This window comes from Pseudonocardia endophytica (genome assembly GCF_004339565.1).
In the GTDB taxonomy this organism is placed as follows: domain Bacteria; phylum Actinomycetota; class Actinomycetes; order Mycobacteriales; family Pseudonocardiaceae; genus Pseudonocardia; species Pseudonocardia endophytica.
This window is the reverse complement of the sequence record NZ_SMFZ01000001.1, coordinates 2,808,329-2,834,137: the sequence shown is the minus strand read 5'-3', so window position 1 is coordinate 2,834,137 and position 25,809 is coordinate 2,808,329. Positions and strand designations below refer to the sequence as shown.

30 protein-coding genes and 1 pseudogene are annotated in these 25,809 nt (G+C 69.6%); 15 read left to right on the top strand and 16 right to left on the bottom strand.

Annotation, left to right across the window (positions count from 1 at the left end; translation table 11 throughout):
• Positions 1-9: 9 nt before the first annotated feature.
• The 4 genes from EV378_RS12905 to EV378_RS12895 all read right to left on the bottom strand — a co-directional run bounded on the left by EV378_RS12905 (position 10) and on the right by EV378_RS12895 (position 4,151).
• A complete protein-coding gene (locus tag EV378_RS12905) occupies positions 10-1,995 on the bottom strand; it encodes a serine hydrolase domain-containing protein (protein WP_132424448.1) in 1,986 nt (661 codons plus the stop codon).
• 124 nt (positions 1,996-2,119) lie between these two features.
• Positions 2,120-2,719: a TetR/AcrR family transcriptional regulator gene (locus tag EV378_RS12900; protein ID WP_132424446.1), complete on the bottom strand. Its 600-nt coding sequence runs from the start codon at positions 2,717-2,719 to the stop codon at positions 2,120-2,122.
• A gap of 3 nt (positions 2,720-2,722) precedes the next feature.
• Entirely contained in the window at positions 2,723-2,893 is a 171-nt protein-coding gene (locus EV378_RS35320) for a hypothetical protein (protein WP_165922265.1), read from the bottom strand.
• A gap of 106 nt (positions 2,894-2,999) precedes the next feature.
• Positions 3,000-4,151 carry a glycosyltransferase gene (locus tag EV378_RS12895; protein ID WP_341540441.1) on the bottom strand — a complete coding sequence of 384 codons (1,152 nt, stop codon included), beginning with the start codon at positions 4,149-4,151 and terminating at the stop codon, positions 3,000-3,002.
• 383 nt (positions 4,152-4,534) lie between these two features.
• Between EV378_RS12895 and EV378_RS12890 the strand changes: the two genes are divergently transcribed.
• Both EV378_RS12890 and EV378_RS12885 read left to right on the top strand, forming a co-directional pair.
• Complete coding sequence (locus EV378_RS12890; RefSeq protein ID WP_132424444.1) at positions 4,535-5,341, top strand: class I SAM-dependent methyltransferase; 807 nt, start codon at positions 4,535-4,537, stop codon at positions 5,339-5,341.
• The gene (locus EV378_RS12885; protein WP_132424442.1) at positions 5,338-5,805 is read left to right on the top strand and encodes a hypothetical protein; all 468 of its coding nucleotides are present in this window, start codon (positions 5,338-5,340) and stop codon (positions 5,803-5,805) included. Before EV378_RS12890 ends, EV378_RS12885 begins: the two co-directional genes overlap by 4 nt.
• Before the next feature lie 324 nt (positions 5,806-6,129).
• Here EV378_RS12885 and EV378_RS12880 read toward each other — a convergent pair whose 3' ends face one another.
• On the bottom strand, positions 6,130-7,170 hold the full coding sequence (locus EV378_RS12880; protein ID WP_207908653.1) for an alpha/beta hydrolase: 1,041 nt from the start codon (positions 7,168-7,170) through the stop codon (positions 6,130-6,132).
• A 51-nt stretch (positions 7,171-7,221) separates the two neighbouring features.
• Here EV378_RS12880 and EV378_RS12875 point away from each other — a divergent pair, with 51 nt between their 5' ends.
• Complete coding sequence (locus EV378_RS12875) at positions 7,222-7,854, top strand: TetR/AcrR family transcriptional regulator (protein ID WP_207908652.1); 633 nt, start codon at positions 7,222-7,224, stop codon at positions 7,852-7,854.
• On the opposite strand, the gene EV378_RS12870 is transcribed toward EV378_RS12875, so the two are convergent.
• Positions 7,835-8,275 (bottom strand): hypothetical protein, encoded by a 441-nt coding sequence (locus EV378_RS12870; RefSeq protein WP_132424440.1) that lies wholly within the window; start codon positions 8,273-8,275, stop codon positions 7,835-7,837. The genes EV378_RS12875 and EV378_RS12870 overlap by 20 nt on opposite strands.
• 134 nt (positions 8,276-8,409) lie before the next feature.
• On the opposite strand from EV378_RS12870, the gene EV378_RS12865 reads away from it, so the two are divergent.
• A complete protein-coding gene (locus EV378_RS12865) occupies positions 8,410-8,844 on the top strand; it encodes an ATP-binding protein (RefSeq protein ID WP_132424425.1) in 435 nt (144 codons plus the stop codon).
• A gap of 74 nt (positions 8,845-8,918) precedes the next feature.
• On the opposite strand, the gene EV378_RS12860 is transcribed toward EV378_RS12865, so the two are convergent.
• The gene (locus EV378_RS12860; RefSeq protein ID WP_132427816.1) at positions 8,919-9,119 is read right to left on the bottom strand and encodes a cold-shock protein; all 201 of its coding nucleotides are present in this window, start codon (positions 9,117-9,119) and stop codon (positions 8,919-8,921) included.
• Positions 9,120-9,433: 314 nt separating this feature from the next.
• On the opposite strand from EV378_RS12860, the gene EV378_RS12855 reads away from it, so the two are divergent.
• From EV378_RS12855 to EV378_RS36895, 4 genes are all read left to right on the top strand, one after another.
• Positions 9,434-10,384: an acyl-CoA desaturase gene (locus EV378_RS12855; protein WP_132424422.1), complete on the top strand. Its 951-nt coding sequence runs from the start codon at positions 9,434-9,436 to the stop codon at positions 10,382-10,384.
• A gap of 158 nt (positions 10,385-10,542) precedes the next feature.
• Entirely contained in the window at positions 10,543-10,905 is a 363-nt protein-coding gene (locus EV378_RS12850; RefSeq protein ID WP_132424419.1) for a DUF3099 domain-containing protein, read from the top strand.
• A complete protein-coding gene (locus tag EV378_RS12845; protein WP_132424416.1) occupies positions 10,902-11,141 on the top strand; it encodes a hypothetical protein in 240 nt (79 codons plus the stop codon). Before EV378_RS12850 ends, EV378_RS12845 begins: the two co-directional genes overlap by 4 nt.
• Positions 11,101-11,388 (top strand): RGCVC family protein, encoded by a 288-nt coding sequence (locus EV378_RS36895; RefSeq protein ID WP_341540421.1) that lies wholly within the window; start codon positions 11,101-11,103, stop codon positions 11,386-11,388. Before EV378_RS12845 ends, EV378_RS36895 begins: the two co-directional genes overlap by 41 nt.
• Positions 11,389-13,080: 1,692 nt before the next feature.
• Here the strand turns inward: EV378_RS36895 and EV378_RS12835 are convergent.
• The 3 genes from EV378_RS12835 to EV378_RS12825 form a co-directional block, all read right to left on the bottom strand.
• Positions 13,081-14,265 (bottom strand): zinc-dependent alcohol dehydrogenase, encoded by a 1,185-nt coding sequence (locus EV378_RS12835; RefSeq protein WP_132424410.1) that lies wholly within the window; start codon positions 14,263-14,265, stop codon positions 13,081-13,083.
• On the bottom strand, positions 14,262-15,542 hold the full coding sequence (locus tag EV378_RS12830; RefSeq protein ID WP_132424407.1) for a cation:proton antiporter: 1,281 nt from the start codon (positions 15,540-15,542) through the stop codon (positions 14,262-14,264). The genes EV378_RS12835 and EV378_RS12830 overlap by 4 nt, the downstream gene beginning before the upstream one ends.
• A 426-nt stretch (positions 15,543-15,968) precedes the next feature.
• A complete protein-coding gene (locus tag EV378_RS12825; RefSeq protein WP_165922264.1) occupies positions 15,969-16,403 on the bottom strand; it encodes an STAS domain-containing protein in 435 nt (144 codons plus the stop codon).
• Positions 16,404-17,118: 715 nt separating this feature from the next.
• Here EV378_RS12825 and EV378_RS12820 point away from each other — a divergent pair.
• From EV378_RS12820 to EV378_RS12795, 6 genes are read left to right on the top strand one after another with little or no spacing between them, the layout of a single operon-like run.
• The gene (locus EV378_RS12820; protein WP_132424401.1) at positions 17,119-18,063 is read left to right on the top strand and encodes a manganese catalase family protein; all 945 of its coding nucleotides are present in this window, start codon (positions 17,119-17,121) and stop codon (positions 18,061-18,063) included.
• A 43-nt stretch (positions 18,064-18,106) separates the two neighbouring features.
• Positions 18,107-19,063, top strand: a complete 957-nt coding sequence (locus tag EV378_RS12815) for a DUF8129 domain-containing protein (RefSeq protein WP_132424398.1) — start codon at positions 18,107-18,109, stop codon at positions 19,061-19,063.
• A gap of 1 nt (position 19,064) precedes the next feature.
• Positions 19,065-19,727: a HemK2/MTQ2 family protein methyltransferase gene (locus tag EV378_RS12810; RefSeq protein WP_132424395.1), complete on the top strand. Its 663-nt coding sequence runs from the start codon at positions 19,065-19,067 to the stop codon at positions 19,725-19,727.
• The gene (locus EV378_RS12805) at positions 19,717-19,926 is read left to right on the top strand and encodes a CDGSH iron-sulfur domain-containing protein (RefSeq protein ID WP_132424392.1); all 210 of its coding nucleotides are present in this window, start codon (positions 19,717-19,719) and stop codon (positions 19,924-19,926) included. Before EV378_RS12810 ends, EV378_RS12805 begins: the two co-directional genes overlap by 11 nt.
• Positions 19,926-20,942, top strand: a complete 1,017-nt coding sequence (locus EV378_RS12800; RefSeq protein ID WP_132424389.1) for an iron-containing redox enzyme family protein — start codon at positions 19,926-19,928, stop codon at positions 20,940-20,942. The genes EV378_RS12805 and EV378_RS12800 overlap by 1 nt, the downstream gene beginning before the upstream one ends.
• A complete protein-coding gene (locus EV378_RS12795; RefSeq protein WP_132424386.1) occupies positions 20,939-21,184 on the top strand; it encodes a hypothetical protein in 246 nt (81 codons plus the stop codon). The genes EV378_RS12800 and EV378_RS12795 overlap by 4 nt, the downstream gene beginning before the upstream one ends.
• Positions 21,185-21,296: 112 nt before the next feature.
• On the opposite strand, the gene EV378_RS36740 is transcribed toward EV378_RS12795, so the two are convergent.
• The 6 genes and pseudogenes from EV378_RS36740 to EV378_RS12775 form a co-directional block, all read right to left on the bottom strand.
• Complete coding sequence (locus EV378_RS36740) at positions 21,297-21,548, bottom strand: tyrosine-type recombinase/integrase (RefSeq protein ID WP_279389646.1); 252 nt, start codon at positions 21,546-21,548, stop codon at positions 21,297-21,299.
• Positions 21,549-21,779: 231 nt separating this feature from the next.
• Positions 21,780-22,376 carry a tyrosine-type recombinase/integrase gene (locus EV378_RS35825; RefSeq protein WP_207908651.1) on the bottom strand — a complete coding sequence of 199 codons (597 nt, stop codon included), beginning with the start codon at positions 22,374-22,376 and terminating at the stop codon, positions 21,780-21,782.
• 417 nt (positions 22,377-22,793) lie between these two features.
• Positions 22,794-23,885 (bottom strand): maleylacetate reductase, encoded by a 1,092-nt coding sequence (locus EV378_RS12785; protein WP_132424383.1) that lies wholly within the window; start codon positions 23,883-23,885, stop codon positions 22,794-22,796.
• Between the two features lie 59 nt (positions 23,886-23,944).
• Complete coding sequence (locus tag EV378_RS36280) at positions 23,945-24,196, bottom strand: VOC family protein (RefSeq protein ID WP_243653639.1); 252 nt, start codon at positions 24,194-24,196, stop codon at positions 23,945-23,947.
• Positions 24,197-24,419: 223 nt separating this feature from the next.
• Positions 24,420-24,734, bottom strand: a pseudogene (locus EV378_RS36275) (VOC family protein); the annotation flags it as partial.
• 42 nt (positions 24,735-24,776) lie between these two features.
• Positions 24,777-25,283 carry a flavin reductase family protein gene (locus tag EV378_RS12775; protein WP_132424381.1) on the bottom strand — a complete coding sequence of 169 codons (507 nt, stop codon included), beginning with the start codon at positions 25,281-25,283 and terminating at the stop codon, positions 24,777-24,779.
• 226 nt (positions 25,284-25,509) lie between these two features.
• Here EV378_RS12775 and EV378_RS12770 point away from each other — a divergent pair, with 226 nt between their 5' ends.
• Complete coding sequence (locus tag EV378_RS12770; RefSeq protein ID WP_132424379.1) at positions 25,510-25,809, top strand: antibiotic biosynthesis monooxygenase family protein; 300 nt, start codon at positions 25,510-25,512, stop codon at positions 25,807-25,809.

Sequence of the window (25,809 nt, the reverse complement as noted above, 5' to 3'; positions counted from 1 at the left end):
TCGATGTCGTCACGACCCCCGCAGATCGCCGAGTGCGGCGAGGTTGTAGTAGATCGCGACGGACACGAACGCCACGGAGGCGACGGCGAGCACCGTGTAGCCCAGCAGCCCGGGCCGTGACCACCAACGGTTGCGCCAGGCGATCGGCGTCGCAACGACGACGCCGGCGCTGGTCAGGATCATCGCGGAGGCTACGAACGGTAAGGCGGTGAGCAATGGTGACCCGAGGACTCCCGCCTCCATCATCGCGTTGCCGTCCGAGGTCAGGAGCACGAAGCCGCTGGTGAACGCGACGGCGAGGGCGGCGCTCGCCCAGCCGGTGAGCCGGGCGAGCCGGGGACCGCGTGTCGGTTGCACCCGGCGGCTACGACGGAGCAGTGCCGTGGCCGGGAACCACACGAAGGAGATGATCAGGACGGTGGCGCCGAGACCAAGGGCGATCATGTGCAGGGTGGGGTTCTGGTACCACGCCAGTCGTTCGTAGGACGTGGCTTCCGGGCCGGCGCCGACCAGCGCACCGTGTTCGTCGAACGCGAGCCGCTCCTGCCCGTCGTCGGACACGAAGAGGTCGGGCTCGGCCTGCACCCAGTGCCGGGGGTCGGCCGCGGGGTCTGCCGACAGTCCGGTGGTGACGAGTCCGCCACCGGTGTCGGCTTCGACGGTGACCGGCGTGGTCAGTGCGGAGACCTTCATCAACGAGTGCAGGCTCGTGGTCGATGCCCGGTAGGTCCCGGCGTAGCGGGCCGGATCGCTCGTCGCCGTCGGCGTCGGCGGGTCGGTCGGTGGGATGTAGTGGTCGACGATCCGGAGGACCAGGTCCTTGGCGTCCTGGTAGGCGGTGCCGTCGGTGCCGTCGCCGTTGTAGACGACGAAGATTCCGATCCCGTGTTCGGGCAGCAGTGCGAGGTTGCTGTGGAACCCTGGGAGGTCGCCGTCCTTGAGGAGGAGACGGGTGCTGCCGCGTTGCCCCTCCGCGAAGCCGTATCCCATGCCGGGGACCCGCGGGTCCTGGCCGAAGTGCCTGCGCTGCATCAGGTCGGTCACCCCCTCGCCGAGGCGAGGGTCGCCGGTCAGTTGTGCGTTGATGAAGCGGGCCATGTCGGGGGCGGTGGTCACGGCTCCGGCTCCCGTCGGTGTCCATGGCCCGTACTGGCCGCGCGCGGCCGTGTACCCGTCGCCTGCCGGTCGGTAGCCGGTGGCCACCGACGAGGTGACCTCGTCCGGGTGAGGTTGGGCGAGTGTGGTCGCGTCCATTCCCAGCGGATCGAGGATGTGCTGGCGAACGTAGTGGTCGAACGGCATCCCGGAGACCACCTCGACAACGTGCCCGGCGAGGGCGAACCCGTAGTTGTCGTAGGCGACCGCGGTACCCGGGGGCCGCATCCGCGCCGGTTGGAGGTCGGCGAGCGTGTCCCGGAGCGGAGCCACACCGTCGCCGGTGGTGTCGTTGAGTCCGACGAAGTCCTGGTCGAAGCCCGCGGAGTGGGTGAGCAGCGCGTTCATCGTCACGGGATGCCCCGGGAACGTGTCGTGGATCCGGAACGTGTCGAGGTACCGGTTCACATCGGCGTCGGGGTCGATCCGACCCTGCATGATCAGCTGGCTCGCGGCGGTCGCGGTGAACAGCTTGACGACCGATGCCGGGTGGAACGCGGTCCGGTCCCCGACGACCGGTGTGCGCCGCTCGACGTCGGCGACTCCGTACCCGCGGCTGTACACCGTTCTCCCGCCTGCCACGACGGCCACTGCCGCGCCCGGGATCCGGTCCCCGGCGAGATGGCTCGTGACAGCGTGGTCGACGAGTCCACGGAGACCGTCGTCGGCGGTCTCGCCGGGGTTCCCGGGGGCGTCGCCCGGCGGAGCCGCGAGCCCGGCACCCGAGGCCGCCACCACGAGGACAGCACTCAGGAGAAGCGCCGGCAGGACGAGCATCGTCGCGCGTGCGGGTCCGGTGCGCGCACTGGCCGCGGCCGTCGTCCGGCGACGGCGGGTCACGTGCCGCAGCCCGGTGCGTGCGGTACTTCCGTGAACTGTGGGTACAACGGATCAACCTCGATCGTGGGTGGTGTGTGAGGTCGTCGAGGCGCCGAGCTGTTCGCCGGGCGCTGATGGTCGACGGCTACGCGGCGGGAGCGGCGAGTGACTGGATGTGTCGGTGCAGGACCTGGAGGGCCTGGTCCGGGACGGTGTCGGTGACGTCGTAGACGAGGTGTGCGGCGAGGCCGTCGATCAAGGCGTGCAGGCGGAGCGTTTCGAGCTGGAGGTCGGCGCCTGCGTCGAGTGCCCCTCCCCGGGCGAGTCGGTCGATCATCCACCGGCAGGAGTCCTGCACCTGCTGGTGCGCCGCGTCCCGGGTGCTCCGTAGGCCGGGGTTGGTGTTGGCTGCGGTGAACAGCGCGAGGTAGACCTCCATCTCGGCCCGACGCTCCTGGTCGAGGGGGAGCAGTTCCGCGGCGACGGCCTCCACGGCCGCTACGGGGTCGGATCGGGTCGGCAGGGAGGTGATGCGCCCGACGGCGCGGTCGATGACCAGCTGCAGGGCGAACACGAGCAGGTCGGCGTGGTTCCCGAACAGGTGCCGCAGCGACCCGGTCGACACTCCGGCTTCCGCGGCGACCGTGCGGACCGAGGCTCCGGCGACCCCGTCCCGGACGATCACCCGCCAGGCGGCCTCGGCCAGCTGCGTCCTGCGATCGTCGTGATCGATGAGCTTGGGCATCGATCACTCCCCACCGATCACGGCTCTGCGCCCGCCGGCGCGGAGCTCCATGTCGGACCGGCTCGGCCCGACACGGGCGTCGCGCCGGACGATCGTGATCCGGGTGAGGCGTTGGTGCAGCGTCTCTCGGTGATCGGCGACGAGATCGGCCGTACGGACGACGCAGCTGTCCATCGAACCCCCTCCGGTCGCCGGCCGACGACGCATCGACACCCACCCCTTTGTTAGTACATCTGTAATAGCAAAGTCTCGCCGGCTCCGCCACCCGGGTTGGCGACGGTCACGTGCGGTCGGCGGCGAACTCGAGGAGCCATCGTGCCGCCGTCCGTGCCCCGTCGACGGGGATGAGGTCGGACAGGGCGTCGGCACGTCGGCGCGTCTCCGGCGACAGCGCGATGTCGAGGCAGGCGGACAGTGACTCCGTCGTCCGGCGTGCGCCGTGGTGTGTCGAGCCGATCCCGAGTTCGGTGACGCGGGCGGCCCAGTACGACTGGTCCGCCGCCTGGGGCACGACGACCTGAGGTGCCCCGGCGCGGGCTGCCGCCGTGGTGGTGCCTGCTCCGCCGTGATGGACGACGGCGGCCACGCGCCGGAACAAGGCCTGCTGGTTGATCTCGCCGACGACCGTGCAGTCGTCCCGGTCGTCGATCGCGGACAGTCCGGACCAACCACGGGCGAGGATCGTTCGGCGTCCGTGGGCTCGGGCCGCGGTGGTGGCCGCCGCAGCGGCGTCCTCGCAGACCCGCATGCTGCCGAACCCGACGTACACGGGTGGTTCTCCGGCGTCGAGGAACGCCTCGAGACCGGGCGGGAGCGGCCGGTCGTCGGGCAGGATCCACGCGGGGCTTCGCACGACGCTCGACGGCTCCGACACGGGCCACAGGGTCGGGTCGGCCGCGACCCACGGACGGGCGGTGAACAGGAGGCTGCGGACGTCGTCGATCGTCGCGAGTCCGAGCGAGGACCGGTGGGCGTTGATCGGAGGGCCGATCACCGCGTCCCGCTGTGGGAGGTCCAGGACGGGTGCGAACACGACAAATCGGTAGGGGATCCCGGTCAGCTCGGCAACCGACCGTGCAACGAAATGCAGCATTCCGCTGGCTAGTAGTACGTCGTTCTGTTCGGCCGCTTCGAGAAGCGGGCAGAACGTGATGTCGATGTGCTCGGTGACGAACTCGCTCGGATCCACGACCCGTTCCTCTGCTGTCGTCGGGGCAGTCTCCGACGAACGCCAGGGCTTCGGAAACGTCGTCAGTGCCACTCCGGACCGTTCGGCCACGGCCACGAGCTCGACGTCTGGCGGCGCGCACACCTGCACCGTTGCTCCCAGTTCCTGAAGCTGCACCGCCAGGGCCAGAACCGGTTCGACGTCGCCCCGAGTTCCGTATGTCGCCAGCAACACCCGCACGTAACCCACTCCTGTTCCGGCCATCGGCCTCTGAGACGGACGGGATTCTGCGTGTCGATGAGGGGCTTGCCGCAAGTCCCCCCGTGCGCTATACGTTGAATCTGGCCGCATGAGACGAGATCTCGCCGGGCTCACCGTTCTCGCTCGATTCCGCGCTGGCGACACTTTCTGGGCCGTGCCTGCGGAGGGGACCGTTACCGCCGGCAGAGCCGGGTTGCCCGTCGCGTCCGTTCCCGATCCCCACCCCGGACTGGCCGGGCCGCGGTAGCGCGCCCGTCTGCGCGTGCCGCGTCGTGTCCCGCCGACCGGGTGCCGCCCCGAGGTGGAGCCTGCTCACGTTTACTAGTACAGTCGTGTTAACAAGAGGGCGGTGTCGAGACGACGCCGACCCCGAACCGGGGGGTTTGATGAGCGACTACGTCTTCGGTGGGGCCGATCTCGTCGGCGAGCAGCGGGAGGCGATGCAGCGGTGTCTCGACCCGATCACGTTCGCGCGGTTGGAGGCGCTCGGTGTGGGCCCGGGATGGCGGTGCCTGGACGTCGGTGGTGGCGGCGGTTCGGTGGCGGACTGGCTCGGTCGGCAGGTCGGGAACACCGGATCGGTCGTGGTGACCGACACCGTGCCGGACGGCCTGCACGCCGGAGGAAACGTCGAGGTGCGGCGGCACGACATCGTGACCGATGATCTCCCCGAAGCCGAGTTCGACCTGGTCCACGCCCGGTTGGTGCTCCTGCACCTGCCCGAACGTCGTCGAGCGCTCGCCAGGATGGTCCGCGCGTTGAAGCCGGGCGGGTGGCTGCTGCTCGGCGAGTTCGACTGCACCACCCTGCAGGTGCTGGCGACCAACGATCCGGACACCGGCGCAGCGTTCGCCCGCTTTCATCGCGCCCTGTGCGCCGTGCTGGAGCAGGCGGGCGCCGACATCGAGTGGGGCGTACACGCCTACCAGGCGGTCCGGGACGCGGGGCTGGTCGAGGTCGGATCGGTCGCCCGTGCGGACCCCTGGCCGGGAGGTGGCGACGGCGCGCGGTGGCTGGAGATCAACTCCCGGCAGCTCGAGGATCAGTTGTTGCGCACCGGTCCGGTCACGGCAGGCGACCTGGACGAGGTGCGTTCCTCCCTGCGCGACCCCGACTTCGTCGTCAACTCCTATCTGACGTTCTCGGTCTGGGGTAGGCGTCCCGATGATGGCGGCGGGCAGGTCACGCGTTGACCAGGACGGCGTCCTCACCCACCCCGCTTCGCCTGCTTCCGGCGGTCATCGTCGCTCTGCTCGTCGTGCTGGTGGCGTTACCGGTGACGATGGTGCTCGATCCGGCCGCGACGGCCGCGTCCGTTGAGCGGCAGAATCCGTCGCTGCCTCCCTCGGAGGTGCAGAGCTGGGCATCGGCGGCTGTCGCGTACGCGGCTGCGATACACCTGGTCTACGCCGTGCTCGTCACCTGGCTCGGAGCCATGACGCTGCGGCGCCGGCGATGGGCTCGGGTCGCGCTGACCATCGCGCTCGTCCTGGCCACACTCGGCAGCCTCGACTCGGCGACGCGCGGTCCCGGGTATCTCTGGTGGGCGATCGCGGGGGACGTGCTCCACGTCGCCATCATCGCCATGTTGTGGGTGCCGGGATCGGTCCGCCAGTTCTTCGCCGTCGCGACCCGCCGTGGCGTCCGAACCGGATGACGCGCCCGCACGCTCGTCGACCACGTCGAATGCAAGCTCCACCCGGCCATCTGCATCGTGCTCCGTCGACTGTCCCCGGCCGCTCCCGATGCCCGCTTCGTGACCGCCGCCCACCCGGCCGGGTCACAGAGAACACCCACGACCAAGGACTGATCCGTTTGTCGGCCGACCGCGCGGACGGCCGAGTGGTGGGCCGGAGTGAGGTCGGCGGGATGGCAAGCCCAGCCCGGAGCATCCAGCCCGCCCGGCGAGGGCCTGCCCAGTAGCAGGGTGCGGCGTCGATTCCTGTGGTGGCGGCGAGGGCGGTCGGGCTCGGGGGCCGGCTCACCGGTCGTGCTGCTCCCAGTACCGGTCCAGCTCCGATCCGAGCTGCTCGGCAACCTGTACGGGCAAGGAGTGAGTGGTCCGAGGCCAGACGGTGACCGGCTCCATGCCCAGACTGCGCGCCCGGTCCGCGGCGGCGGCGCCACCGGCGAGGGACGTGTCGCTCGCGAGGTCGATCCGGACCGGCATGGACGTCGATCGCCACTCGTCGTCGGTGAGGCTCCGCGGCACCAGGGTGACCGAGGCGTAGTGCCGGGATCCCATGTCGATCATCACGGACATCGGGGTTCGTTCCTGCACCTCGGCCACCGAGACACCACCGATCTCCGCCAGGGCGTAGTCCTTCCACGACTGCGGCATGGGCAACAGCAACAGCGCCGACCACAGGTACGTCGACGCGGGCAACCCGCGCAGCACCATCACCGGCTCGAGCAGCGTCAGCGAGACCACCCGGCCCGGATGCCGGAGTGAATGGACGGCCGCGATGGCGCCGCCGAAGGAATGTCCCACCACGTGCACGCGCTCGAGATCCAAGCCGACCAGCACCTGTTCCACCCATTCGGCCTGGTCGTCGAACGAGGTGAAGGGCATCGCCTGAGTCGACATCCCGGCGTCGCCGATCGCATCCATGGCGTAGAGCGTGCGCTGCCCGATCCAGTGAATCAGGTTCTCTCCCCACATCGGAGCACCCGAACGGATCCCGGGCAGCAGCACTACGGGGGATCGGGAAGCCGAAGCGTCGTTGCCGGCCGCCCACTCGTAGACCCGAACGGCGCCGTATTCGGTGTGGACGTCGTGAGTTCGGGTCGGCGCCGGCAGTGTCGCCATCACCTCGTCGTAGGCGGTCCGATAGGACTCGAAACCCTCGTGGCTACGCCAATGGCCCACCGTCGACGCCGGCTGGATGATCGAGGCTGCCTTGTCGATCACCAACCAGGCGACCGTCAGGACCGCGAGGACCTTCAACGACCGGTGTCGTCGCTCCCGTCGACGCGGCTTGCCGCTCGTGGAGGTCTCGGAAAATACGGTCGTATCGATCACGAGGCAGAGCCTACCCGTGTTTCGATACGACCGTATTGGTAGGCTGGTGACGTGAGCGGCGACACGGGCACCGGCGATCGTCGATCCACCATCGTCCGGGCGGTGTGGCGGGTGATCGCCGAGCAGGGCATGGAGGCGGTGTCCATGCGTACGGTCGCTGCGGCCGCCGCCGTTTCGGTCGGCCGGATCCAATACTGGTTCCGAACCAAGGACGAGCTCCTCAGAGTGAGCCTGGAGGCGATGCTGTCCGACGCAGCGCAACACCATGCCGACGCCACCGAGCACGTCGAGGATCGTGCCGCGTTGTTGCACCTGATCGGGCACCCCATCCCGCGGGCGGAAGGGGCCGGAGCAGGCGTCTCGCTGTTCCACCAGTACGTCGCCGCCAGCATCAACCACCCGACCCTGGCCAGCCTCCTGGCCGAGGCCAAAGACGGCCAGGAACGCGAGGCGACGCGACTCCTCCGGACAGTTGCGCCCGACCTCCGAGATCCCCGGGACGAGGCCCGGTTGCTGGTGGCCACGGCCGACGGCCTCGCCATGCGCGTGCTGATGAGCAGCCTGTCCGCCACGGAAGCACAACGAGCCCTGCGGGTCGCGTTGGACTGCATCATCGGCTCCGAGTCGGAGGTCCCGAATTCACCTGAGGCAGGACACGTAGCGGTCAGATCAGGAACAGCGTGAACCAGGGCGGCAGCCGTGGTCGTCGACCGGTTCGACGTCCAAGCAGCAGCCGCTGACTCGGCCGCAGCGACGACCCCGGCCCGGCGTCCGGGTGGGTTCGGGTCGCAGCATCGGGTCCGGGAGCGGTGATCACCACCGGTCCCCCCGTGGCGACGACGCGGCGGCACACCTCCCACGACGGCACGGCGGCCCGGGAGAACGAGGGGAGCCCGGGCTCTGCGGACGGCCCGGGAACGATCTGGTGGTCCGCCTGGATCAGCGACACCACCGCCAGCGGGACGCCCGGCGCCCTGCGTGTCCAGCGGGCGATGAACTGCATCCCGTCGTCCGGAGCGTCGGACGGCCCGGTTCCGGCGAGCGCCCGTAGCCGTTGCAGGTCGCCCATGGCGTCGAGGTCACCGTCGGTGGAGGTGTCAGCCATCCTCGCTCCGACCCTGCCGTGGTCTCGCTCCGGTCCGAGACCACGCGGCTCCGGGTTGGCGATGTCCGGAACGGGTACGCCACTTGTTGGGCCGTCGTCCGGATGGCACATCCCCCATCGGACTGGAGTCCTTCGTGGCCGTCGCGCACACCATCCCGCGCGGGTTCACCCTCATCGGTTGTGTGGCGACCGATCTGCCCACCGTCCGGCACCTGGTCCGCGGCCTGGTCGACGGCGGGGACCTGGCCTGTGACACCGCTCTCGTGGTCACCGAGCTCGTCACGAACGCCATCGACCACGGCGCCGGAGTCGATGTGCTCCGGGTCAGCGTGCTGCCGCGCAGTGTGGTCGTCGAGGTCGACGACCACGACGCCGGCGGAACGCCGACCGTCGGCCGGGCCGGGGACGACGGGGCATGCGGTCACGGACTGGTGCTGGTCGGGTCCTGCGCCTGCTGGGACGTCGTGTGGACCGACACCGGCAAGACCGTCTGGGCGATCCTCGACGCGGCGTCGCGGTACGACGAGGCGGTACCCGACCTCGGCGGGAGGCCTGCCCGTCCGTCGTGACGACGGGGATGGGTAACGCAACAGCTCCCCGGTGCTGGACCGGGGAGCTGCCGTTGTTCGGAACCGGTGCGGGATCAGACCCGCACGGTGGAGGCCTGCGGCCCCTTGGCTCCCTGCGTCACCTCGTAGCTGACCGACTGGTTCTCGGCCAGCTCACGGAATCCGTCGGCCTCGATGGCGGAATAGTGGACGAACACGTCCGGGCCGCCCTCGTCGGGGGCGATGAAGCCGAAACCCTTTTCGGCGTTGAACCACTTCACAGTGCCTTGTGTCATGTGCATCTCCTCTGGTGTCGCGTAATCCGGGGCCGCTGGTCGCGCCGTCCGGGTCGCCGTGCGGAAATTCAGACGGAAGCCATCTCCGGCTGAAACCAAAGGAAAGCGAACCGCCCGCATCTTCATCCTGCGAGCGTGTGTCACACACGAAAGTCAGAACTACGGTGACAGGTTTCGACAGTACACACCCGGGTGCGGCGAGGCAAATTCCGGAAGAGATCGCAGTATCTCCAGGACCGTGACGGCGGAACCCGACGTCGGAGACGGGGGCCAGCCGGTCTGTGTTCGGGATCGATACAGGGTCTGATGGGACTATGACGACACTCGACATCGCACCGCCACCCACGCGGAGCGGTCCCGCCCCGATCACCGACGGGCAGCGCCCGCCGGGCCAGATGGTTCTGGTCGGGCTGTTCGTCGCCCTGCCCACGCTGGCTCTGGTCGCGGCCGTGCCCTTCGCCTGGGGGTGGGGGCTCGGCTGGACCGACGTGGCTCTTGCGGTGGGCTTCTACTTCCTCAGCTGCCTCGGCGTCACGGTCGGGTTCCACCGCTACTTCACTCACGGCGCGTTCAAGGCGGCCCGCCCGCTACGCATCGCCCTGGCCATCGCGGGCAGCCTGTCGCTGCAGGGCAGCGTCCTGGACTGGGTGGGCGACCACCGCCGCCACCACGCGTTCTCCGACAAGGAGGGCGACCCGCACTCACCCTGGCTCTACGGCACCGGGCCCGCGGCCCTGGTGAAGGGCTTCGTGCACGCCCATCTCGGGTGGCTGTTCAAGCCGGAACGCACCAACATGGCTCGCTTCGCACCGGACCTGCTCGCCGACCGCGACATCCAGCGCGTGGACCGTGCGTTCCCGCTGATCGTCGTGATGAGCCTGCTCGGACCCGCTGTGATCGGCGGCCTGGCCACCATGTCCTGGTGGGGCGCGCTGACGGCCTTCTTCTGGGCCGGGCTGGTCCGCGTCGCGCTCCTGCACCACGTGACCTGGTCGATCAACTCGATCTGCCACATCTGGGGCGACCGTCCGTTCGCCTCACGGGACCGCTCCGCCAACGTGTGGTGGCTCGCCGTCCTGTCCTGTGGCGAGTCGTGGCACAACCTGCACCACGCTGACCCGACCTGCGCCCGCCACGGTGTGCGGAAGGGCCAGATCGACATCTCCGCGGAGGTGATCCGCGGCTTCGAGAGGCTCGGCTGGGTCACGGGTGTGCGCTGGCCCACCACCCGACGCCTCGACCGGCTTGCTGCCCGGGCCGGCTGAGCCGGACCGGCCCGGTGACACCGACGCCAGACCGGACACCGATTCCCCGCGCGCGACGCCAACGGGGAGAGGAGGGTTGCGGGGGCACGACAGCCGATGCCGTCGATCCCGCCCGGATGGGGCCCGACCCGACACCGGTGTGATCGAGAAGGTGACACGTGACCGATCCGGTCCGTACGCGAAAGGCTCCACCGCCCGAACTCATCACCGACGCCCCGATCTCGTACGCGGACGAGTTGGCCGCACGCAAGCGGCGCTACGCCGTGATGATGGGGATGCGGATCCCGCTCATGGTGGCCGCGGTCTTCCTGATCTCGACTCCGTGGCTTGCCGCCAGCCTGCTTGTGCTGTCCATCCCGCTGCCCTGGATGGCCGTCCTGATCGCGAACGACCGGTTGCCCCGCAGCCGCCGGACCATGAGCCGCTACCGGCGCGACCCGGCAGCCGTCGACTCCACCAGCCGTACCGGCACCGACCTCCTGACGGCGTCGTGCTCCACCGACGCCGAGGAGCGTTCATGACCACCCGCCGCCGGATCGTCCGCCGATCGTCACGACACGAGCACCACCCGGGCACCGACCCTCGGATGCCCGAGTACCCGACACACGATCCCGAGCAGGCCGTCGACGGGTCGGAACAGAAGGTGTTCGGCTCGACCGTGGACCGGGAACGCGAGGACGAGTCCCCGGACCCCGACCAGGAGCGGGCAGCATCCGGTGCTGCGAACCCGCCGACGACGACGGAGTCACCCGCGTGAGGAACAGAGAGCGGACGACGACCCGTACCCGCTGCGCCGCGCGGTCCGACCGGAGGAAACACGCGTGACCGAACCGAACGGAACCCGGCCGCTGGGGGACGGGGACGTCGCGCCGTCCTCGATCTGCCCGGTCTGCCCGCACCGCCGGGTGGACCACGACGCCATCTCCCGGCGCTTCTGCGCGGCCCGGATCGCGGGCAGCAGCGGAAGTGGCTGCGTGTGCAGGTCAGAGGGAGGTCCGGCATGACGATTCGATCGTGGATACGCCAGCGATTCCCGGCAGGCAATGTCGAACGGACCGCACCGCCGCCCGTCCACTGATCCGGTCAGCACCGGTTGAGCGATCGGTCCGGAGCCGGCTGTGGGCTGGACGGGGCGCGACGGTCGGCGGGATCACTACGCCCGAGGCCGAGCCGGTCTCCAGACGGCGTGCCGCCTGTTCGCCACAGCGACGACAACGAGTACGCAGACGCCGATGACCGTCTGCGTGCCCGGCGAGGCACAGATCGTGGGCAGGCCGGCGACCGCCCGCTCGCCGTCCTCGCCCCGGTAGAACTGCCGGCACACCACGTGCCCGAGACAGGGCTGCGCGGCCTGCTCGTCGATCAGAGGGACTCGACACCAGATGCCCCAGGCGGAGGAAAGCTTCGATCGTTCATCGTCGCCGAGCGGAATGAAGACGACGCGCGAAATGCAATGGGATTAGGCTCGTCATCGGAAATTAGCCACTCGGCGTCACTGAATGCACGATCGTTGGCCTGAAGTAGGTCAGCGGCGAAGTTGTTCAAAAGTGTCCGAACCCAATCGCCCAAATCATCTCTTGTTAATACTACTTCCAGTAACTCCACCCGCATCGAAGCTGTTGTAAACTCCTGGAAATCTGACTCCAGAGCCGGACGACTACGCCTCAACTCTTCCTCGGATCGAAAACCCTACGGCTGCATCGGATAGCCTTTGGAGTGCCGTGAGCATGTCACCCAAAGCGATAATCAAGTTGCTAGCAACGAGACCTTTGCGTGCAGTTCGAGAAGATTGCCAGGAGAGAATCGCTGAGAGGCCAGCAACAAGGAACGAGAGAATCGCCAGAAATGTGGTTGCCGTCATTCTTGAACCCCATTCGCGTTGCAATATGCGTGGTTTACGAGGCCATACGGTAGTGGTCAAGTCCAAGTCCTCGGCATGATGCTGGCTATCGAGTGTTCGTGGGCCTGTCGGCCCCGTCCCTGGTGGCGGGGTGCGTTCCCCCGCCTCCGCGCGGAGCGCGGGTCATGGCCGTGGAGGCTTCTGTGTCAAGGGCCGCCGGAGGTGGTCGGCGTCAGCCGATGCGCAGCACCCTTGATGCAGAGGGCGGCCATGTGACGCTGCAGGGGCCGTCAGGTCTCCGCCGGGAGGCGGTCCGCCCCGATCCCATGGCCCGTGCGGCCTTGAACACGACCCCAACCTGCAGCTCGTCCACCGGCCCGGTTCGCTCGTCTCTGTCGCCTCAGCTCGTCGCGGTTGGGGGCCCTTGGCGTCTCCGCTGGGCCTGACTCCGTGGCGGGCGTGCGCGCGCCGTACGCCGGGCCGAAGGTAGAGGCGGGAGGCAGCGCAGCCGCCCGACCGGCCCGTCAGGGCCGGCTGGAAGACGTGAAGGGAATCCTCACCGGTAGAGAGGGTTTGCCGTGATCAACTCCCACGGATATGTCCACGTCTACTACCGCCCACCGCCGACCCCCACTGGATTCCGCCGATTACCAACTTGCCTGGTGATCAGCGCAGATGCAGATCGTGGGCGACCGCCGATTGTGGTTGAACAGCGGACGTAGGACTCGTCAGGTCGTCGGCTCGAACCGGAGCCCGTGGAGGCCTCGGGACCGCTGCCCGGCCGGGATACGTTCCGAGTTCGGCGGCGGCGCCGACATCGAGGTGCGTGAGAATCGTCGAAACGTTGTCGTCACGCTCATGGGGTCAGGACGACCTTTATCGCGCTGTCCTGCTTCTTCTGAAAGATGTCGTAGCCGTGCGGCGCCTCGGACAGGGGCAGGCGGTGGGTTGCGAAGTCGTCCACCCCGAGCGGGTCGTCCGAGCCGGTCAGCAGCGGCAGGATCTCGGGGACCCAGTGCTTGACGTTCGCTTGTCCCATCCGCAGCTGGATCTGCTTGTCGAACAGGGTGAGCATTGGCAGCGGGTCGGCGGTGCCGCCGTAGACACCGATCAGGCTGATCGTGCCTCCGCGGCGGACGACGTCGATCGCGGTGGTCAGCGCCGCGAGGCGGTCCACCCCCGCGGTCTTCATGATCGGCGCCGAGACGGCCTGGGGGAGAGCGCCGGCGACCTGCTGGATGCCTCGCGCGACCGGGGAGCCGTGGGCCTCCATACCGACCGCGTCGATGACGGCGTCGGCTCCGCGGCCGTCGGTCATGTCCCGGATCGCTGCCCCGATGTCGGTGGTGTTCCGGAGGTCGACGACGTCGACGCCGTGTGCGCGGGCACGTTCGAGTCGCTCGGATACGAGGTCGACGGCGATCACCCGGCCGACACCCTGGTGCTGGGCGATCCGGGTCGCCATCTCACCGATCGGACCGAGTCCGAGAACCGCGACGGAACCGCCCTTCGGGATGTCGGCGTAGGCGACGGACTGCCACGCCGTCGGCAGGACGTCGGACAGGTAGACGAACCGGTCGTCGGAATGCTCGTGCGGCACGACGATCGGCCCGTACTGGGCCTGGGGAACTCGCAGGTACTCCGCCTGCCCACCGGGCACCTCGCCATAGAGCTTGGAGAACCCGAACAGCGCCGCACCCATCCCCTGCTCGCGAACCTGGGTGGTCTCGCACTGGGTCTGCAGGCCCTGCCCGCACATCCAGCAGGAACCGCAGGCGATCTGGAAAGGGATCACCACTCGATCACCGACCGAGAGGTTCGTGACCTGCGAGCCGATCTCCTCCACAATCCCCATGGGTTCGTGGCCGAGGATGTCGCCATGGCCCATGAACGGACCCAGTGTCTCGTAGAGATGCAGGTCCGAACCGCAGATGTTAGTTGTCGTGACCCGGATGACCGCGTCGGTCGGCTCCTGGATCACAGGGTCGGGGACCGTGTCCACCCGTACGTCGTTCTTCCCGTGCCATGTCACTGCCTTCATGCGGACTCCTTCGGTGTGGGTGCGTCGTCAGGTGTGGGTGCGTCGTCGCGCCTGCGGTCGAGCCGCTTCATGATTGGTGTGGCGGTGACTCCGTGGACCACTACGGACAGCACGACGATGAAACCGGCCATTGCCCAGAGCAGTGCGCTATCGGCGAAGCGGGCCTGGGTGGTGGCGTAGGCGAGGTAGAACAGCGACCCGATCCCGCGGATGCCGAACACCGAGATCGCGATTTTCTCGCCCGGATTGATGTGTGTTCCGGCCAGCGACAGACGGGCCGCGATCGGCCGGACGACGAACACGATCGCGGCCGCCACGGCGATCGCGGGCCAGGTCAGCGGCTCCAGTAGGCCGCGTACGACGGCGCCGCCGAGCAGGACGAGCAGGAGCACGATCAGCAGGCGCTCGATCTGCTCGACGAAGTCGTGGAGCACCTCGTGGTAGCCGCTGTCGCGTTCGGTGGCCCGGATCGACCTGGCGCACAGGAACACCGCGAGGAATCCGTAGCCGCCGGCGACCTCGGTGACGCCGTAGGCGAGGAACGTCGCCGCCAGCGCGATGAAGCCCTCCGCCTGAGAGGCCAGGTGCATCGTGGCTGTGCGGCTGCGGAAGAACATTCGTCCCAGCGCCTTGCCGACGACCAGTCCTCCGACGGTGCCGATCGCGAGCTTGACCAGCACGTCGTGCAGCAACCACTCGCCGATCCAGTCCGATGGCGCGGGCCCGGCGGATGCCATCGCGATGGCGGCGTAGACGAACGGGAGCGCCAGCGCGTCGTTCAGGCCGGCCTCGGAGGTGAGCGAGAAGCGCACCTCGTCCTCACCGTGGGCGTGCCCGCTCGGTTCGCCGACTTGTACGTCGGCGGCGAGGACGGGGTCGGTCGGTGCGGCCGCGGACCCCAGCAACAGAGCTGACGCGGGCACCAGGCCCAGCCACCACCACCCCAGCAGGGCGCCGGCGGCGATGGTCACGGGCATGGCGATGATCAGCAGCCGCCACGTGGTGGACCAGCGCCGCCATCCGATCGGCCGGTCGAGCTTGAGGCCCGCGCCCATCAACGCGACGATCACGCCGAGCTCGGTGAGGTGTTCGGCAAGGCCGGGGTGGGCCAGCGGGTCCGGGTCCGGTAGCGCTGGGACGAGCAGGTAGAACAGGGCCCCGAGGCCGAGGAACACGATCGGCAGCGAAAGGGGCTGACCGGCCAGGAGGCGGGGGAGCAACCCGGCCAAGAGCGCCGCCGCGCCGACGGCCAGGTAGACCAGGTCAAGCAGTTGCATGCTCCTCCGTCCTGCCCGGCGGCTCAGTCACACGGCCTGCGTTCAACAGGGCCCGATTGCCTTACTGGACGTTGCGGTGATCAGATGCCCCTCTCGGACTGAATGGGGGTGACGCTGGAGGGAGCTCCGGACCTCGTGCCGAAGTCGTGGAAACAACTGCTCGGGCTCGCCCGGGCAAGTGCCGTCGGCCGGCATCGGCAACTGGCGATAGCACGCACCCCTGGCCGCACCGTCCGCTTCCGTCCACGGTCGGCCCGAGAGCACCGGGCGTCGCGCGGGCGACTCGTAGTAACTCGAGCTGCAAATCACCATTCGGTGACGTGGAGAGCATTGTCAGATCGCGCCGCCTCCGGCCGAGTTCCGCTGAACGCTGGGTGTTCCTCTACAACGGCCGCAACGACGGCCGCCACGTCGCATGCGAGCCGCTCAGGCCGGCGCGGTCGCCAGATGGTTCAGTGCGATTCCTAGGTCCGGGAAGTGGCTGAATGAGCGAAGTTGGGCGCTGGCCTGGAGCCCGAGCTTTCGCTGATCGCCGAAACCGCCGCTCAAGTGCAGTGTGATGCGACGGCGCCGGCACGCGGCATGAGCCTCGTTCAAGCCCGGCACCGCCTCCGTGTCCACGATCTCGGCGTCGTCGAGATCGAGCACCACATGCCGGATCTTGCACCCGTCTACATGGGTTATTGCGAGTTGAGCATCGACCAGACGCGAGACCCGGGCGCCGGTGCCCCGATCCACTCGCCCGATCACGCGGATCACCCTGACACCCGGGGTGGATGTATCGATGATCGGTCGCCGCGGGGGTGTCAGTGCTGGAGATCCTCCGGCGGGAACCTGGAACGGGAACGAGACATAGGCCATTTGAAAACTCCTGGATGACAGAGACCGGTGGGGCATCGAGCCACGCCTCGACCCGTCAGCCGTCACCCCCGCCCCGTGCTCCGCACTGTCGGTGCGGCTCGCTTGACAAGGTGTCGTGGGATGCGTTGTACGGGGGTGTACCCGCCGCCGCCGATGTCACGCGTTCACCACGCCCCGAATGACCGGCGACCTTCTCGACCGGTGACCACAACGAATCGCGGCAGCGGATCGAGAGCGCGCGTGACCGTCTCGCCGCCGGCGATACGAGAGCCGGACCGCTCCGGGAGCCGACAAGTCCCGCGGTGTCCCGCCCTGTGACGCCGTCGCGAGTCCTCTCCGACGCGGTCGCTGCGGTCACGGCCAGCACGACGTACGTCGCACCGGCGCCCATCCAGCCGACCGAGACGGCGATGTGGACGAAGACCAACTGCCGGCGGGCTTGCTCACCCCCCATGGGCGCCCCACGAACCCAGTCTGTGCCGGCTCCCTACCGGCCTCGCGGCGGTTCGATGCGCTCGGACAGTAGGAGACCGGCAACGCACGCGGGCGAGGGTTTGGGGCGCGGCAGGCGGGTATCCGTCAACGGCGCGGGCGGACCTGTCGCGCAGGTTTCCGCCGACGCTCGTCATCGACGACGAGCCGCCGTTCTCCGTGACCGTGCCGGTTCAGCTCGAGCCGGTGTCACGCACCTCCGACCTCCCTGCGAGGTATGTCTGTGTTCTTCCACGTTCAGCGCCTGATCAACGAGATCGTCCCCGACGAGCCCGACCCCGCCGCGGCGAACGCGCTGCAGGAGGGTCTCGGTGGCCAGTTCGGCGAGATGCGCACGATGATGCAGTACCTGTTCCAGAGCTTCAATTTCCGAGGGCCGGACGGGAAGCCGTTTCGCGACCTGCTCTACGGCGTCGGCACTGAGGAGATCGGCCACGTCGAGCTGATCGCCACGACGATCGCCCGGCTGGTCGACGGGTCCCCGCGCTACCAGGGCAACCCGTCGAGCCTGGACGAGCCCGGCGCCGACGGGGCCACGCCGCTGAGCGTGGCCCTCTCCGGTGGAAACATCCACCACTGGCTCGTCGGGGCGCAGGGCGCGCTGCCGGTCGACGCGCAGGGCGATCCGTGGACGGGCAAGTACGTCTACGACAGCGGGAACCTGCCGTTGAACCTGCTGTACAACCTCATGCTCGAGTCGACCGGCCGGCTGCAGAAGTGCCGCCTGTACGAGATGACGGCGAACAAGACGGCCCGGTCGACGATCGCGTATCTGATCGTGCGCGACCAGGCGCACGAGAATGCGTACGCGAAGGCGCTCGAGGCGCTCGGCGTGGAGTGGAACAAGCTGTTGCCGATCCCGAAGACGAACGCCGAGCGCTTCCCCGAGGTCGAGACGCTGCTCGACCAGGGTCTGCAGAGCAAGCAGTACACGTTCAGCCTCGACCAGCTCTCCGAGGCCGGTCGCCTCTGCCAGGGCCCGTCGCCGTCGAAGGACGGCACGACGCTGTCCACCGAGCAGGCGCCGGAGGGCGCCCCGATGGAGATCGCGACCGAGCGCCCGGAGGAGTTCGGCCCCGGCCTCGACCCCGAGCTGCTCGAGCTGGTGCAGGCCGCGGCGCGGATGGAGATGGAAGAGCCGAAGGGCCAGTGGGGCCGCGTCGGCTGACGACCTCCTGCCGCACATACCGATCGACCGGGGAGGAAACCCGATGAACACGACCGCCGTCGTCGCGCAGCTGCGCACGCTCGAGCAGCTGACGCGGACCGAGCACCAGATCGCCCGCCTGCGCACAGTGCAGGCGCGCACCGACGAGACACGCCGTGAGCTGGAGCGCAACGCGGACAACGCGGAGCGCCGGATCGGGCGCATCCAGGATGCGCTGCGCGAGCTCGGCGCCGTCCCGGATGTCGTCGGCACCGTCATGGGACGCGTCGCCGCCGTGCTGAAGAGCCAAGTCGAGCAGGCGCAGCGCTTCGACGAGGCGCTGCTCGGTGACCTCGCGCTGGAGCGCCAGCTCCAGGACAGGGCCCGCTACCTGCAGGCGCTCACGGCCGGCGGGTCCGCCAGCCACCACGCGCTCGCGGGCGAGCTGGTCGAGGCCCACACCGAGACCGTCGAGTGGCTGACGACCGTGCTGGCCGAGGAGGCCGTCGGCGGACCGGCACCGCTGCGCGCCACGCCGCTGCAGGTCGTGCGGGACGGGGTCACCCAAGTGATCCGGTTCCCCGCTCGCGTCGCCGCGGACGGCGTCAACCGTGCCGGGCACACCGTGTCCCGGGCCGGTGAGCTGGCCCGCGACCGGGTGCTCGAGCTGGTCAGCGGCCTGGACCGCACCGCGCGGGAGACCCGCGAGGTGGTCGGGACGGGCGTCGACGCGGCGCTGGACCGGGCCGAGGAGGTGGCCCGCCGGGATGGGGCCGGAGACGCCGCGGACGCCGTCCGCACGGTGCGTCGCGAGCGTGGGGCGCTGGAGGCCTCGGAGCTGCCGATCCGCGACTTCGACTCGCTGTCCGTGTCCGACGCGGCGTCGGCCGTGCGCGGCCTCGAGTCCCCGGAGGACCTGCAGGCCGTGCTGCGCTACGAGGAGGAGCACAAGAACCGCTCCGGCGTGCTGACCGTCGCCCGGTCGCGTCACGCCGAAGCGGCGCGGTCAACCGTCTCCTGAGATGGCGTCGTTCCTGCTCAGCCCTCCTGGCGTGTACCGGCCGCAGTCCGACACCGACGTCCTGATCCGCGCGCTGGAACGGGCCGGGTACGCCGACGGATCGGACGTGCTGGACCTGGGCACCGGGACGGGGGCGGTGGCGCTGGCCGCCGCCCGGTCCGGTGCCCGGTCGGTGACCGCCGTCGACTTGTCGCGCCGGTCGGTGTTGGCCGCCCGCCTGAACGCCTGGATGCACCGGCTGCCGGTGACCGTCCGCCGCGGCGACCTGTTCGGGCCGGTGGCGGGCAGGCGGTTCGGCCTGCTCACGGCGAACCCGCCGTACGTGCCCGCCGAGACGGACGTGTTGCCGCGCTACGGCATGGCCCGGTGCTGGGACGCCGGCCCGGACGGTCGCGCGCTGCTCGACCGGATCTGCGACGTCGCCGCCGACCACTTGGTGCCCGGTGGTGCCCTGCTGCTCGTGCACACGGCGGGTTGCGGTGCGGACGCGACCGTCGAGCGGTTGGCGGCCGCCGGCATCACTGCGGACGTCCGGCAGCGGGTACGCGTGCCGTTGGGCCCGGTGATGCGGGCCCGGTCCGCGCTGCACGAGGCGCGCGGGCTCGTCGAACCCGGAGCCGTCGACGAAGAGCTCGTCGTGATCGGAGGTCGCCGTGCCGGATGAACCGCACCGGGTGGTGCTGACCGGGGACGGGCCGGTGCTCGTCGACGGGCCGGTCGACGTCGAGCTGCCGGACGGCAGCCGGGTCCGGTCCGAGCGGCCGGTGACCGCGCTGTGCGTGTGCCGACGCAGCCGCCGCTACCCGTTCTGCGACACCAGCCACCGCACCCGGGTCCGCCCGGGACGCGAGGAGGAGGCGTGATGACCGCCGCCACCGCGTCCCCCGTGGACGCCGTGCTGCCGCAGGCCAGGGGCCCGCTGTCCGGTGCGGTCCTCGCGCTGCTGCGCGGCGGGGAGCCCGGACCCGTCGACGCGGCCGGTGCCGACCCATTCGGCGACGACCTGCAGCTCGCCCTGCACTGCTGCTACGAGCTGCACTACCGCGGCTACTCCCGGGTCGACGACGAGCTCGAGTGGGACCCGCGCGTGCTCGGCCTCCGTCGCGAGCTTGAGCGGGTGTTCCTAGATGCGCTCCGCAAGGACGTCGCGCCGTCCGACGACGTGTGGTCCGCGGTGGACGAGCTGCTGGTGGAGCCGGTCGGCCCGGCGGCGGAGACCGGTGTCTCGCACCGCCTGTGCCGCGACGGCGAGATGTGGCAGCTGCGCGAGTACGTCGCGCACCGCTCGATCTACCACCTCAAGGAGGCCGACCCGCAGGCCTGGGTGATCCCGCGCCTGCCCGGCGCTGCGAAGGCGGGCCTGGTCACCGTCGAGCACGACGAGTACGGCGGCGGCGACCCGGAGCGCATGCACGCCACCCTGTTCGCGGACATGATGCGCGAGCTCGACCTGTCGGACGCCTACGGCGGCTACGTCGACGCGGTGCCGGGCGCGACACTCGCCGAGGTCAACTTCATGTCGTTGTGCGGGCTGCACCGCAGCCTGCGCGGCGCGCTCGTGGGGCAGTTCGCCGTCGTCGAGCTGACGAGCTCGCCCGGGTCCGAACGCCTGGTGCGCGCGATGCGCAGGCTCGGCGCCGGACCCGCCTCGATCCGGTTCTACGACGAGCACGTGGAGGCCGACGCCGTCCACGAGCAGATCATCCGGCGCCGCGTGCTGGCCCCGCTGCTCGACGGCGAGCCGCACCTGACGGCCGACGTCGTGTTCGGCATCCGGGCGTCGAGCGCCCTCGGCGACCGGCTCGGCGACCACCTGTTGGGGTGTTGGGACGCGGGACGGTCCAGCCTGCGGCGGCCGCTGGACGGGGGAGCCCGGTGAGCGCCGCGGACGTCGTCGCCGTCGAGGAGCAGGCGGCCTTCTGGGAGGACACCGAGACGCTGCGGGCCTGCCTGACCGAGCCGGTGCCGCGGATCCCCCCATGGTTCGGCTACGACGAGCGCGGCTCCGCGAAGTTCGACCCCGACCGCTTCGTCTCCGACGTCGCGGCGCACGGCATGGCGCTCGAGTTCGGCTGGGTCGACCCAGCGTGGCAGTATGGAGCCTTCCTATTTCGACGATGAGTGCGCGTCTTTATCAGCACCGACCGCAGCAGATGTTCGCGCGGGATTCATGTGAGTCGGCCGGTAGCACGGTCGCGATGGTCGACGCGGCCCGTCGGTCCGCTTCTTCGACTCACGCGGCGTAGACGCGCAACGTTGTCGCGCCTCCGCTGCCGTGACCGAGGCGGCCGGCGACGGTTCGAATGTCCACGCCGGCAGCGACCAGCTCGGTCGCCGAGTAGTGCCGCAGCGAGTGGAGACGGGTGCTGCGCAGCTTCAGTCGCACCGCGAGCCGGCGGTAGCGCTGGCTGATCGCCCGCGGCGCGTAGGGCGTGCGGCCGTCAGGCGCCGGCGAGAAGACGAACCCGTCGGGGGCGAACGTCAGTCCGAGGGCGTCGAGACGGGCTGTGCAACGTTCGCGGTGCTCTCGGAGGAAGCTGGACCGTGTACGGATCGAGCGCGACCCGACGCTTGCGCTCCGTCTTGGTCGACTTCTCGACGACGCCGGCCTTGGACTGGGTGTTGCTGCGCTGCACCCACACCGTCTCGCGGTCGAGGTCGGAGTCGCGCCAGCGCAGCGCCGAGATCTCGCCGCGTCGAGGGCCGATCACCATCGTCAGCCAGAGCAGCAGGCCCCATTCCGGATCGCGCCACGCCTCGTTGAGGATCGCCGCGGCTTCATTGGCGCTCGGTGGGTCCGGCTCGGCCTTGCTTGGCGCTGGCGCCTGGGCGATGGCGGCCGGGTTGACCCCGAGGTGACGCCACCGGACAGCGCGGTCGAGTGCGGCTCGCAGTCGTGGCCGGCGCGCGTCTTGCCGTTGCAGAGTGTCCGGCACCGCTGCAGGCGGGCGTAGAAGCGCTCCAGCAGCTCGGCGTCGAGTTTGCCGGCCTGGAGCTGGCCGAAGGTCGGCAGGATGTAGAGCCGGATCAGGTCGTCGTACCGCTCGCGTGTGGTCGGTTGGAGGTCGGCGACGTCGAGCCACTGCGCGACGGCCAGGCCGACGGTGATCGAGGACTTCGGCTGCCGGTTCTCGTCGACCTGGCCCTGGAGGCGTGTGAGCGCCTTCTCGGCGTCCTTGCGGGTCGCCGCCGTCTCCTTCAGCTGCCGGCTCCGGCCGGTAAGCGGGTCGACGCCGGCGAACACGATCGCCCGGTACGAGCCGCTCGGTAGCTGCTCGATGTGACCCCGTGACCTGCGCTTCCCCGCCGCCATGAGGGAAGGGTAGGCCGGTTTCGTTCCACGAATCGTTCCACGCGGTCGGATCCGTTGCGATCGTGAACGGAGTTTCCGCTGGTCAGACTATGGCGCCCCCGGCAGTGTCCCCGGCAGGATTCGAACCTGCGGCACCCGCTTTAGGAGGCTTGTCGTAAACGCGTGCATGGCCGGTGAACAGGCACGATGCCGGTGCGCGCGGCCGCTCGAGTGGCACCACAGGCGTCCGTGGCGGGAGTTTCGCACCACGAATAGCCCCACGAACTAGGTGGCGGCCCGCGCGGCTATGCGGTTCCTGGTTCCGGCCGTGAACCAGAACCGCGCTGATCTCGGACTGTCAGAACCTTCGCCGTGCAGTGGTGGCAGCGACGAGATGCTCCCGGTGTGCTCGACCATTGGGCTCCAGGAGAGGGGCGATCAAATCGCTGCAGGTGGCGCGCCGGACCAGGCGCGGTGCAGGAGCTCTCCGACCTCAGACGTCGTCACGGTCCGTGGGTTGGCGTAGCTCTGCTGGACGGTGGCCTCGGCCACGGCCGCGACGTCGCCCTCGTTCATGCCGAGTTCTCGCAACGACCGTGGGCCGCCGAGATCCCCGATGAAGGTCCACAGATCCCCGGGCGGCCGGGCGCTCCCACCGAGGGCTCCGGCGACGGCGTCGACCGCGCGCGACCCGGCAGGCGCGTTGTACGCGAGGACGTGCGGGAGGACTACCGTGTGGGTGGGGGCGTGCGGAAGGTCCAGCATCCCACCCAGTACGTGACAGATCTTGTGGTGCAACGACATGGTGGTTGCGCCGAGGACGGCCCCGCACAACCAGGCGCCCGACAGAGCCTCCGCGCGTGCAGACAGGTCAGTGCCGTTCTCGACGAGGCGGGGGAGCGAGGCGAGGAGCGCGCGCGTGCCCTCGGCCGCCATCAGGTCGAGGATCGGGGTCGAGTCGGGAGCGTAGAGGCCCTCGACCGCGTGGGCGACGGCGTTGATCCCGCTGACCACCGACAGAGCCGCCGGCAACGAGATCGTGAGCTCCGGGTCGTAGACGACCGCGCGTGGCAAAACCCGTCGGTCGCGTCCCGTCCGCTTCACGCCGTTCTCGGTGAGACCCCAGATCGGTGTCATCTCCGAACCTGCGTAGGTGGTGGGCAGTGCGACCACCGGCAGGTCGGTTGTGAGGGCGATGGCTTTGCCGAGCCCGACCGCGGAGCCGCCGCCGACCGCGACACATCCCTGGGCGTCGCCCCGCTCCACTGACTCCCGGGTGTCCGTCGCAGCGTCACGGGGGACGTGCATCCGGGCGTGCGGGAGTATCCCCACACATCGGTCGCCGAGTATCCCGGCGACCATCTCGGCGGTGTCGGTCTGCTCCGGCGAGCAGAGCACGACCACCCGTTCCAGGCCGAGAAGGTCGATCTCCTCAGGGAGCTCCGAGACGGACCCGGCGCCGAACCGGACCCGCATCGGTAGCGCTTCGTGAACGAAGCGCTGCAGTCCCTCGACCGTGTGCGGGGTCATCTGTCGTCTCCCTATCCGCCCCGTGATGGCCGTCGACGTCTCCCGGGGCCTCATCCGTGTCAGTCGCCGACGGTGATCGGTTCGGGCCGGCGCATGATGTCGTCGCGCTCGTGCTCGAATTGCGGCGGGAGCATGAAGTCCCGCCCCAGCTCCTCGGGCGACTCGTCGCAGTCCCAGCCGCCTTCGTCGTGCGTGACAGCCAGCCCGAACAACGCTCCACCGGGCATGCGGCAGTACACGTTCTTGAAATAGGTGCGGTCCTTGAGCTCGGAGATGTCGGTGTAACCGGCGCCCTCGATGTCGAACTTCACCGCCCTGGGAGAAGAAGACGGTCTCGGCGAACTCGACGGCCCGTTCGGGGGTGTGCGCGTGGATCGCGGTGCCGTGGATTCCGTGGATGCCGTGCTCCGCGGGCACACCGTGACCGCCGTAGGCCGCGCGCGGGTCCCCGACGGTGCCGACGAGCGCGTACTCGATGCCGCACGGGTGCTCGAACAGGATCCGACGAGCGTCCAAGACCTCCGCGTTGCGCGCGGCCACGCCGTGCTCGGTGAGCCGCCGGTACCAGAAGTCCAGGGACTCCTCCGGGACGGAGAGCAGCACCTCGCGGGCCTGGTTGGTGCCGCGCTTGCCGTAGACGTTGTGCTGGGCCCACGGGAACGTCGTCACGACGCTCGACGGGTCACCGCCCGCGTTCGAGTAGTACAGGTGGTACACCGGCGTCGAGCCGTCGTAGAGCACGGTCTTCTTGATGAAGCGCATCCCCAGCACCCCGGTGTGGAAATCCACGTCCTCCTGTGCGTGACCGACGGAAAGGGTCACGTGATGCGATCCCTGAATGAACGGCATTACCGGTTCCTGCTGCTGGGGCGGATGACTAGGGACGCGGGGTCATACCTCGGCGAGCCGGCGGAACCGGCTCCCGTGGAACACCAGGGGTGCTACGCCGACCTCGGCGTGGACCTGGCGGATCTGCAGCAGCGCGATGGCGTGGTCGCCGGCGGGCATCTCGCCGTACAGCGTGCAGTCGAGCATCGCGGCCGCCCCCTCGATGAAGATCGAGCCGTCGGCGCTGCAGGTCCACCGCACGCCGGCGAACCGGTCGCCGTTCTTCGTTGACAACGATCGGCACACGCCGTCCTGGCCGTCGGAGAGGACGCTGAGTCCGATGCGATCAGCGGTACGCAGACGGGGCCAGGTCTCGGAGCTGTTCTGGACGCACACCGACACCAGCGGTGGCCCGACCGACACCGAGGTGAACGAGCTGGCCGCCATGCCCACCGGCGCGCCGTCGACGTCGGCGCACACGGCGGTCACGCCGCTGGGAAAGCAGCCGAAGACCGTCCGGAGCTGTGCGGTGTCGCCGGGGGTGGTGGGCATCAGTGGCAACGTGGTCATCGCGTGCTCCTCCTCGAGTCGGTCGATGAGTGCCGACGGGCCTGCCGGGCGTCGGCGCGGGTGAAGCTACGTGCCGTTGCCGGTGCGGAAGAGCCGAAAGACGTTGCGGGGCAGCCGATGAGCGAACGTAATCAGGTGTTCGCTTTTCGGATCGCAGCCACGCGATCCGGCTCGTCACCCCGTGACCGGCTACCTACCGTGGCCCGGACCAGAGAGAGGGAGCGAAATGGTCGTCGAGCATGCCTACATCACGGTCGTCGCCGGTCGCGAGGCCGACTTCGAGGCGGCGTACGTCAAGGCGGAGTCTGTTCTCGCCGGGGCGGCCGGCTGCCGAGAGACGGCGTTGTTCCGCGACGCCGAGTACTCCGGTAGCTACCTGCTGCGGGTGACGTGGGATCGGCTCGAGGACCACCTCGAGGTGTTCCCGACGAGCCCGGCAGGCCAGGAGTTCGCCGCCCAGGTCGCGCACTTCTTCGCCGATGCCCCGGAAGTCCGGCATTTCGCGGCCGACGCCGTCACCGCGTAG